Origin of the sequence: Blastomonas ursincola (genome assembly GCF_013607875.1) — a bacterium.
Classification (GTDB): domain Bacteria; phylum Pseudomonadota; class Alphaproteobacteria; order Sphingomonadales; family Sphingomonadaceae; genus Blastomonas; species Blastomonas ursincola.
This window is the reverse complement of the sequence record NZ_VDES01000003.1, coordinates 1-9,801: the sequence shown is the minus strand read 5'-3', so window position 1 is coordinate 9,801 and position 9,801 is coordinate 1. Positions and strand designations below refer to the sequence as shown.

Below are 9,801 nucleotides of genomic sequence, written 5' to 3'. Positions count from 1 at the left end.
CGACACGCTCGGGACAAACGGAGGTGGTTCTTGGAGAGGTTAAACCTCGATCCGCCATTCCCAGCCCAACGGGTCGCCGTCCATCACCTCGATTCCCGCCGCGACCAGCTCATCGCGGATCGCATCGGAGGCGGCGAAATTCTTGTCCGCACGTGCTTCCTTGCGCAGCTTGAGCATATGCTCGATGCGGGCTTCATCGATTGTCGCTGCGGCCGGGCGGATGCGCAGGTCGGCGCGCTCGAGGGCCAGCAGGTTGAGCCCCAGCACCGCGTCCATCGCGGCGATAGCGGAGAGGCGCTGCCCGGCATCGACCTTCTTCTGCGCCAGAACGTCGTCCAGCACGGTCAGCGCCTTGGCGGTGTTGAGATCGTCGGACACGGCTGATGCAAAATCGCCGAGCAGCTGTTGGAGACGTGGATGCTCCACCGTCCCGGCCATCTCTGCCTGCCCCCGCAGCGCCGCGACCGCCATCACCAGCCGCTTGAGCCGGGTCAGCGCCGCCAGCAGATTGTCCCAGCTGAACTCGAGCTCGCTGCGATAATGCGCCTGCAGGCACATCAGCCGATAGGCGAGCGGGTGGATGCCCTTGGCAACGAGCAGCGGCAGGCGCAGGAACTCTCCGGACGACTTGGACATCTTGCCCGTCCGGTCGATCAGGAAATTGTTGTGCATCCAGAAGCGCGCGCCGCTGCCATGTGAGCAGGCATAGGCCTGGTTCTGCGCTATCTCGTTGGGGTGATGGATCTCGCGATGGTCGATGCCGCCGGTATGGATGTCGAACGGAAAGCCGAGCAGGGCCTCGCTCATCACCGAGCATTCGAGATGCCAGCCGGGCGCCCCCTTCCCCCAAGGTGAGTCCCACTCCATTTGCCGCGTCTCGCCTGCGGGCGTCTTGCGCCAGATCGCAAAATCCTGCGCGTTGCGCTTGCCCTCGACCGCCTCGATGCGCCCTTCGCCCGCCTCGGTCGCCGCGCGCGCCAGCGATCCGTAATCGCTAACGGTCGAGACGTCGAAATACAGGCCACTGGGCAGCTCGTAGCAATGCCTGTCCGCGATCGACCTGGCGAACGCGATCATCTTCGGCACATAATCGGTCGCGATCGACCATTCCGCCGGCTGGCGGATGTTGAGCGCCTTGATGTCCTCCCAGAACGCCTCGGTATAATGGCGGGCAATGTCCCAGATCGATTGGGCACGCTCTGCCGCCGCCTTTTCCAGTTTGTCCTCGCCATCATCGGCATCGTCGGTCAGGTGCCCGACATCGGTGATGTTGATGATATGCCTGAGCGCAAAGCCTTTGAAGCTCAGCACGCGCCCCAGCGTATCGGCGAAGACATAGGCGCGCATGTTGCCCAGATGCGCATAATTATAGACCGTCGGCCCGCAGCTATAGACCCGCGCTTCGCCGGGATGGACCGGCTCGAACGCTTCGAGCGAGCGGGTGAGGCTGTTGAACAGCATCAGCGGGGCGGTATCGGCAGAGCTCGTCATGGCATCAGCCATTGCCTGCAAAGCGCGCGCGCCGTCAAGCCGACAGGCGTGCAGAAAAACCCCGCCCGCACCAGTCGCAGCAGCGCGGACGGGGTCTGAATGTCGGCTCGATGCTTACCGATCGCCGCTGGTACCGCTGGCCTGGTCCGCCGCCGCCATGGTCTCGACCAGCAGGCCGAGCTGGTTTTCGCAGCCATTTTCGATCAGCGTTCCGGCGAGTTCGTCGACCTCGGCCGGCACGCTGGGAAGAACCACCAGATCGATCTTGCGCGCGACGCCGTCGGGGCCGGTGAGCGTGTAGCTGCCCGGCGCAACGGGCAGTTCGGCCATCGGCCACAGCCGGTTGCCCGATCCCTTCTTCCAGTCGATCGTAGCTGAAGCGCCGGTTCCGGCGAGCTTGAGCTGGACATCCTGGTCGACCTTGGCGCGCCAGAACATCAGGCGGGCGGGTTCAGCGACGCAGAACTTGCCCGACTGGCTCGCATCGATGAACCACAGGTTCGGGCTGCGCGGGGTAGCGGGAGCAGCAACCTTGGCCGGAGCGCCGCGGACGGCCCCGGTGCGGCTGCGCGTCGCAGGGCCACCGGTGGCGAGCAGGCTGGCAATCTGGGTGCTCTGCGTCTGATCGCGCTTGACCGTGCCGTCGAGCGTGAAGGTACCAGGGCCGGACAGGACGCGCGTGCCGGCCTTGTCGAGCACGGTCACCTTGTCGCTGGCCTTCAACACCACCTTGGTGTTGGCGGGCAGCTTCTTGCCGGCAGGAAATTGCGCTGCCGAAGGACCGACCGAGCGTACGACCATGGACTGCGCCATCGCTGCACTGCTGCCAGCAATGCCCAGCGTCAACATGGCACCTATCGCAAGTGCCCGGCGAAGTACGGACTTCCTTTCAACCGAGAACATAGCTTTCTCCTTTTTGTGTCTGACCAAGTCGCTTGAACAAATTCGCGATGGCCTCTTCCTGCCCCAATTCTGCAAGCTGCGATGTGAGTTGAACCACAGCCGCATCATTTCCCGCCTGGTGCGCCGCAACCAGCTCGGCAATGGCCTGGCGCTCGCTCTCCGGCCTGTCGGGCGCGGGCTCGAAAATGTCGACCGGCTTGGCGCGTCCTCTTAGCACGATCCGCCCCATCGGGCGATACCAGTCGAGCCCGGAACGCTCCGCCGCCTCGCGGCTGACCAGCACACGCGTGTCGAGATTCTTGTTCGCCGCCTCGAGCCTGGCCGCCGTGTTCATGCTGTCGCCGAATGCAGTATACTGGATCCGCCCCTCGCCGCCGAAATTGCCGACGATCGCCTCGCCGAAATGCACGCCGACGCGCGTGCGGCCGATCGGCGGCACACCTTCGGGCGCGGTCCTGCGAAAATCCTCACCCGCTTCGTACATGGCCCAGGCCGCACGCACCGCGCGCTCGCCATCGTCGGGAAAGCCGATCGGCGCCCCCCAGAAGGCGACCACCGCATCGCCCACGAACTTGTCGAGCGTACCGCCATATTGCAGCACCACGTCCGCCAGCCGGTCGAGATAGTTGTTGAGCAGGAAGGCGACCATTTCCGGTTCGATCGCGTGGGTCAGCTTGGTGAAGCCCTCCAGATCGGTGAAGACGCAGAAGATCTCCCGCTTTTCGCCATGCAGCGCCAGCTTGTCCGGGTCCTTCAGGATTTCCGCCGCGACCGAACGCGGCAGATACTTGCCCAGCGCGTTCTGCGCGAACGCGCGCTGCTTGGACCCGACCACGCGCGCGGCCGCCCCCACCGAGGTATAGGCGAGCAGCCATCCGGTCGCCCAGCCGAAGCTCGGCAGGTTGAGCGTGTCGAAGCCCTGATATTGCAGGATGAACGGCGCGGTCATGAAAAACAGGATCTGGCTGCCGAGCAGCAGCCCCATGATCCACGCACGCGCCTGGCTGATCGCGGTGATGCAGCCAGCGATCACCACCGTCAGCGCCATGGCCCATAACGACCAGTTCGGGAAGGCGAAGGGCCGATCCTTGTCCAGCAGCTGCGACATCATGTGCGCGTGCACTTCCAGCCCGATCATCTGCGATTCACCGGTCACGACATCGCCGATCCGGGTCAGCGGCGTATCGAACTTGTCGAAATCGACAAAATCGCCGCCGATCAGGATGTGCCGCCCCTTGACCTCGCTCGCGACGAACTCGGCACTGGCGGGGTCGGCGAACAGATCGATCGGCAGCTTGTTGATCACCGGGCGGTCGGAAGACAGCGGCAGGCGGAAACGGATGGCGCCGCGATAATCGGCAAAGGCCGGGTCCGGCGGCGTCATCGCGCGCACCATGATCGGCGGCAGGTTCTTCGGCTGGTCGGGCCAGCGCCGGGCAACACCATCCGAATCGGTGACCAGCCGGATGCTTGTCGGCTTCGTCTTGTCGGTGGTGACGTCCTTGAGGAACTGCTCGAGGAACTGCTGCTGGCGAAACTGGATCGCCTCGGTATTGGTCGCGTTGCTGGCATAGGCGACATGCGTCGGCGTGCGCATGCCGCGCAGCGCGGTTTTCAGCGCCTCGTCATCGTCCTGCGGCTGATCGAACAGGATATCGATGCCGATCGATTTAGCGCCCATCCGGTCGATATTGGTCAGCGCATTGGCCAGGATGGTACGATCGACCGGCGAACGCTGGCCGGTATCGATCAGTGTGTCGTCGGTATAGACGACCATAAGGATACGCGGGTCCTGATCCACCTTCTTGGCGAAATTGGCCGCGCGCATGTCGTACATTGCGTTTTCGGCATCGCCGAGCAACGGCATTTCGGTGCTGTAGCGGGCAATGGCGAGCGCGAAGACCAGAAAGCCGAGCGTCGCGAGCAGCCGCACCAGCCCGAGCTGGCGGATCAGGCGCGTGGCCGAACGCCCCATCTCGTCGCGGCTGGTCGCTGCCGCAGCGGCGCTGTCTGCCCGGCTTGCCATCGGGTCAGCAGCCACCCGGCGCTGCGCACATCAGGCGCGATGCCATCAGCGTCACACGGGGCGACCGTCTGACCGGCACCACCCGCGATCGTTGCCTGCTTGCGCTTCCATGTCGCCCATGTCGCATCATCGCACCCCCAGGCGCGTCGCCCCCGTGCAGCGCGCCGATCCAGAAATCTGCCCTCGGTGCGACCCGGTCGGGATTCGTTTCCATCGCTATAGTCTGCCCGTGCCGTGCTGACCAGTTGTCGCCGCAGCATCTGGAGCATTATGGTTCGTTGATGCCAAGGGCATGCGATGGGGGATAGACGGGATCAGAACCCCCGGAACTGGACCGCGTCATCGAGTGCGACGCGCGGGACCGCAAAATTGTTCACCGGCGCGTCCGGGTTGCGATAGCCCACCGCCATGCCGGTGAAGAAGATATAGTCATCGCTGATCCCGAGAAGCTCGCGCATATAGCTGCCGTACATCGCCCAGATTTCCTGCGGGCAGCTGTCCAGCCCCGCTTCGCGCAGCAGCAGCATCACCGTCTGCAGCCACATGCCCATGTCCGACCATTGCGGTGGTCCCATATAGGTGCGGCAATAGGTGAAGATCTGCACCGGCGCGCCAAAGCTGTCCCAGTTGCGCATCATCTGGCGGACCCGGCCCGCGCCATCCTCGCGGGCGATGCCCAGCGCGTCGAACATCGCCTGGCCGACCGCGCGCCGCTGCTGCTCGTAGCGCCCCTCGAGATCTGCGGGGTAGATCGCATATTCCATCCCCTCGCCCATCGGCGCGCTCTGCGCCTTGGCCTTGATCTTGGCGGTGAGATCGGCCAGCGGCTCGCCGGTGAGCACCACCGCGTTCCAAGGCTGGGTGTTGCCGCCCGAGGGCGAACGCTGCGCCTTGGTCAGAATCTCGCGGATCGTCTCCAGCGGCACGGGATCGGGCAGGAAGTCGCGGACGGAACGGCGGGTGGCGACAGCTTCGGATACGTTCAAGGCGGGGGCTCCCTGCGTGGTTTAATCGCTTGGTTAAGTGCGAGCAGGAGGTTTGGCAAGGCGGGGTTGGGGGAGGTACTGCAATTTCGACAGTTCGCTACATACGTCCCTCGACTTCGCTCGGGACAAACGGGAAAGGGGTGGCCTAGCTGGGTTCGATCCGCGTGCGCGCGAGTTGCGCGAACCTGCAGCGCGCACACTAGACACGCCCCCCATCCGTTTGTCCCGAGCGAAGTCGAGGGACGTGGCACCCCGCCCCCGCAATCACTCGTCGTCGAACAGCCCCGCCAGCTGCTCTACCATCGTGCCGCCCAGCTGCTCGGCATCCATGATCGTCACCGCGCGCCGATAATAGCGGGTCACGTCATGGCCGATGCCGATCGCGATCAGTTGCACCGGCGACATCTTCTCGATCCAGTCGATCACCTTGCGCAGATGCTGTTCCAGATACGCGCCATGATTGACCGAGAGCGTCGAGTCATCGACCGGCGCACCGTCGGAAATCACCATCAGCACGCGGCGCTCTTCGGGGCGCGCGATCAGGCGGTTGTGCGCCCAGAGCAGCGCCTCGCCGTCGATGTTCTCCTTGAGCAGGCCTTCGCGCATCATCAGGCCCAGATTCTTGCGCGCGCGCCGCCAAGGTTCGTCGGCCTTCTTGTAGACGATATGGCGCAGGTCGTTGAGGCGGCCGGGCAACGGCGAGCGGCCGTGTGCCAGCCAGTCCTCGCGGCACTGCCCGCCCTTCCACGCCTTGGTGGTGAAGCCCAAGATCTCGGTCTTGACGCCGCAGCGCTCGAGCGTGCGCGCCATGATGTCTGCGCTGATCGCGGCGATGCTGATCGGGCGGCCGCGCATCGAGCCCGAATTGTCGATCAGCAGCGTGACGACAGTATCGCGGAACTCGGTATCGCGCTCGATCTTGTATGACAGCGAATGGCCGGGAGCGACGACGACACGCGCCAGCCGCGCGGCATCGAGCATGCCCTCTTCCTGGTCGAAATCCCAGCTGCGGCTCTGCTGTGCCATCAGGCGGCGCTGCAAGCGGTTGGCGAGCTTGGTTACTGCGCCCTGCAGATGCGCAAGCTGCTGGTCGAGATAGGCGCGAAGGCGCAGCAGCTCGTCCTCGTCGCACAGGTCGGTCGCCTCGATCACCTCGTCGAAACTCGTCGTCCACGCCTTGTACTCGAAATCATTGGGCAGATCGGTCCAGGGACGGTTCGGCCGCGTCGGCATCATGCCGTCGTCGCCCATCTCGCCGGGGTCGCCATCGTCCCCCTGCTCCATCTCGCCTTCGGTCTCGGAGGAATCGCCCTCTTCGTTCTCGCCGGTCTGCTCCTCACCGCGCGCTTCGGTCTGGCCCTGGTCGGTGCCGTCCTGCTCGCCTTCCTGATCCTCGGGCTCGCCCTGTTCGGACGAATCGTCGTCATCCCCCTCGTCCTGGCTGTCCTCCTCGTCCATCTGGCCTTCGGTGAGTTCCAGATGTTCGAGCAGCCGGTTGGCGAGCGCGGCAAAGCCGGCCTGGTCGTCGAGCGACAGCGCCAGATTATCGATATCCTCGCCGCCCTTGCTCTCGATCCATTCGCGCACGAGGTTGACGCCCGCGACGCTGTCCGCAGGCATAGGCGTGCCAGTCAGCCGTTCGCGCACGATCAGGCCGAGCGCGGTCGAGATCGGCACCTCGTCGGCGCGCGTCGCGCGGCTGATCGGGTCGGAGCGCATCCGCATCTCGAGCGCCGCATCGAGGTTCGCGCCGAGGCCGCGCATCGACCGCGTGCCCAGCGCCTCGATCCGTACCTGCTCGACCGCATCGAAGGCCGCGCGCGCCACCGCCTCGCGCGGGGCGTTGGCGGCGTGCTGAGCAGGGTTATGGTGCTTCAGCCGCAGCGCATAGAGATCGGCAAAGCCGCGCGCCTCGGCCACCTGATCGGCGGGCAGCTTGCGCCCCGGCATCGGCACGCGCAGCTTGGTACCCGATTGCGACGGCGGATCGGCGGTGAAGGCCACCTCGATCTCGGGCTGGCTGGCGATCGCCCGCGCGGTCCCGGCCAGCACGTTCTTCAGGTCATCGAGCGGAGTGCGGTTGGTCATGCGCTATCGCTGGAGGGGCGCGCCGCGTATGTCAAGCGACCGGCGCAGCGCTATTGCGGCGGATCGGATGGCGGCGGCCGCTGCCGCTGCACATTCGCGCCATTGCCGTCGACCGTCATCTCGACCGGCGCGCCACCGACATCGCCAGAAATGGTGAGCCCCTCCGGCGTGACGCGCACGTTCGCGCCGCCGACCTGCCCCTCGATCTCGCCTTCCAGCAGCGGGCCGATCACCGGATCGGGATCGACTTCCTCAGGCGGCGCAACCGGCGCGGCGCGGCGCTGAGGCACAGCCCCAGGCAGCGCCTCGCCCATGAACTGCCGCCAGATGCGCGCAGGCAGCCCGCCGCCGCGAATGCCCTGCATCGGGCTGTTGTCATCATTGCCGATCCACACGCCCACGACCAGGTCACCCGCATAGCCGATGAACAGCGCATCGCGATTGTCCTGGCTGGTGCCGGTCTTGCCGAAATTGGGGATGTTGAGGCTGGCCGCGCGCCCGGTGCCGCGATTGACCGCCGCGCGCAGCATATCCTGCATCTGCTCGTGCACGCGCGACGAGTAGCGATCCGGCCCATCGACGAGCCATTCGAACCAGCCCTGTTCCTCGCGCTTGAACGCATGCGGCTGAACCGGCCACTGGTTGCCCGCGACCCCGGCATAGGCGGCCGTCATCTCGAGCAGAGTCGCGCTGCCGCTGCCCAGGGCCAGGCTGGGATCGCCTTCGGCAAAGGGACCCTTGAGGCCGAGCTGCGTCGCCTGCTTGATCACCTTCTCGCTGCCGACCTTCTGGAACAGCCGGACGGCGGCGACATTGCTCGAATGAACAAACGCCTCTTCCAGGCTGATCACGCCGCGATAGCGGTCCCCGGCGTTGCGCGGACGATAGCTGCCGGTGGTGATCGGACTGTCCTCGATCACCGAATCGGGCTCCATCCCCGCTTCGAGCGCGGCGAGATAGACAAACAGCTTGAAGGTCGAGCCGGGTTGGCGCTTGGCCTGGGTGGCGCGGTTGAACGGCGATTGCGCGTGGCTCTTGCCGCCGACCATGGCGACGACCTCGCCATTGGTGCGCATGGCCACCAAAGCGACCTGCGCCTTGCCGAGGCCGGAGCGTGCGACGATCCGTTCCGCGGCGCGCTGCAGCCGGGCATCGAGCGTGGTGGTCAGCGTCAGGCGGCTGTGCGACATCTCGGTCAGCGCGCGCGCCTGTGGCATCGCCCAGTCGGCAAAATAGGTACCGTTGGCGAGCTTGGGGCGCTCATGCACGTCGAGGCGCGGCTGCGGAAGCGCGTCGGCCTCCCTCTGGGTCAGATAGCCCGCATCGACCATCGCCGCGCGCACCATCGCCGCGCGCCGGCTTGCCCCCTGCCAGTTGCGCGTCGGCGCGAAGCGCGACGGTGCCTGCACCAGCCCGGCGAGCAGGATTGCCTGTTCGGGCTTCAGCTTTTCGGGCTGGCGGTAGAAATAGTGCAGCGAGGCGGCGCGCAGCCCATACACATTGTCGCCGAAATAGGCGTTCGACAGGTAGCGGCCCAGAATCTCGTCCTTGCTCAGCCAGGCCTCGAGCCAGAAGGCGATCAGCATCTCGCGCAGCTTGCGCGTCAGGCTGCGCTCGGGGGTGAGGAAGCTGATCTTGGCGAGCTGCTGGGTGATCGTGCTGCCGCCCTGGACGCTGCTGCCGGTGATGTTGGACCAGAGCGCGCGCGCCAGCCCGCGCGGATCGATACCCCAGTGCGAATAGAAGCGCCGGTCCTCGATCGCGAGGAACGCTTCGACAACATGCGGCGGCAGCCTGTTGACCGCGACCGGCTCCTCCACCACCGCCCCGCTGCGCGCGATCGGCGTGCCATCGGCGGCGAGCAGCGTGATCTCGGGCGGCGCAATCGGCTCTAGCGATTTCGACAAGGGCGCGGTGATCGCCAGCCAGGCGAGCAGGATGAGGAACAGCACGAACAGCGCGGCGAGCGCGCGCTTCGCCCACCACCAGCGGGTGCGCGGGGGCTTGATCGGCTCGGGCACCGGTGGATCGATCTCGGCCGGATCAAGCCAGGGATTGCGCGCTTCGCCCAGCCCCGGCGTCGGCCACGGCGCATCGGCAGCAGAAGCCCCGCCAAACCCAAAACGCCCCGATCCGAATCGCATTTTCCTGAACACGGCTGGTGTATTATATGATTATGACAGCGAGTGCGAGGGGGTGTGTTTGGCCGCAGAGATGACGCATGCCAGACCGAAATTGCATCAAGACGCTCCCTCACCCCCACCCAACCCTCCCCCGGGAGGGGGGGGGGGGTGGGGGGGGGGAGCG

At 65.9% G+C, this 9,801-nt stretch carries 6 protein-coding genes; all 6 read right to left on the bottom strand.

Annotated elements, in window-relative coordinates; translation table 11 throughout:
* Positions 1 to 39: 39 nt before the first annotated feature.
* Positions 40 to 1,491 (bottom strand): cysteine--tRNA ligase, encoded by a 1,452-nt coding sequence (gene cysS / locus FG486_RS13905; protein ID WP_181268007.1) that lies wholly within the window; start codon positions 1,489 to 1,491, stop codon positions 40 to 42.
* 114 nt (positions 1,492 to 1,605) lie between these two features.
* Positions 1,606 to 2,304 carry a hypothetical protein gene (locus tag FG486_RS13900; protein WP_181268006.1) on the bottom strand — a complete coding sequence of 233 codons (699 nt, stop codon included), beginning with the start codon at positions 2,302 to 2,304 and terminating at the stop codon, positions 1,606 to 1,608.
* Between the two features lie 76 nt (positions 2,305 to 2,380).
* The gene (locus FG486_RS13895) at positions 2,381 to 4,420 is read right to left on the bottom strand and encodes an adenylate/guanylate cyclase domain-containing protein (protein WP_181268005.1); all 2,040 of its coding nucleotides are present in this window, start codon (positions 4,418 to 4,420) and stop codon (positions 2,381 to 2,383) included.
* A gap of 314 nt (positions 4,421 to 4,734) precedes the next feature.
* Positions 4,735 to 5,406, bottom strand: a complete 672-nt coding sequence (locus FG486_RS13890; RefSeq protein WP_181268004.1) for a nitroreductase — start codon at positions 5,404 to 5,406, stop codon at positions 4,735 to 4,737.
* Positions 5,407 to 5,670: 264 nt separating this feature from the next.
* Positions 5,671 to 7,494: a cobaltochelatase subunit CobT gene (gene cobT / locus FG486_RS13885; RefSeq protein WP_181268003.1), complete on the bottom strand. Its 1,824-nt coding sequence runs from the start codon at positions 7,492 to 7,494 to the stop codon at positions 5,671 to 5,673.
* Between the two features lie 50 nt (positions 7,495 to 7,544).
* Positions 7,545 to 9,638: a transglycosylase domain-containing protein gene (locus FG486_RS13880; protein WP_181268002.1), complete on the bottom strand. Its 2,094-nt coding sequence runs from the start codon at positions 9,636 to 9,638 to the stop codon at positions 7,545 to 7,547.
* Positions 9,639 to 9,801: the final 163 nt, after the last annotated feature.

Excerpts from the sequence above, each read along its gene's own strand:
- cysS (WP_181268007.1), bottom strand. The coding sequence starts at position 1,491 with ATGACGAGCTCTGCCGATACCGCCCCGCTGATGCTGTTCAACAGCCTC.
- FG486_RS13900 (WP_181268006.1), bottom strand. The coding sequence starts at position 2,304 with ATGGCGCAGTCCATGGTCGTACGCTCGGTCGGTCCTTCGGCAGCGCAA.
- FG486_RS13895 (WP_181268005.1), bottom strand. The coding sequence starts at position 4,420 with ATGGCAAGCCGGGCAGACAGCGCCGCTGCGGCAGCGACCAGCCGCGAC.
- cobT (WP_181268003.1), bottom strand. The coding sequence starts at position 7,494 with ATGACCAACCGCACTCCGCTCGATGACCTGAAGAACGTGCTGGCCGGG.
- FG486_RS13880 (WP_181268002.1), bottom strand. The coding sequence starts at position 9,638 with ATGCGATTCGGATCGGGGCGTTTTGGGTTTGGCGGGGCTTCTGCTGCC.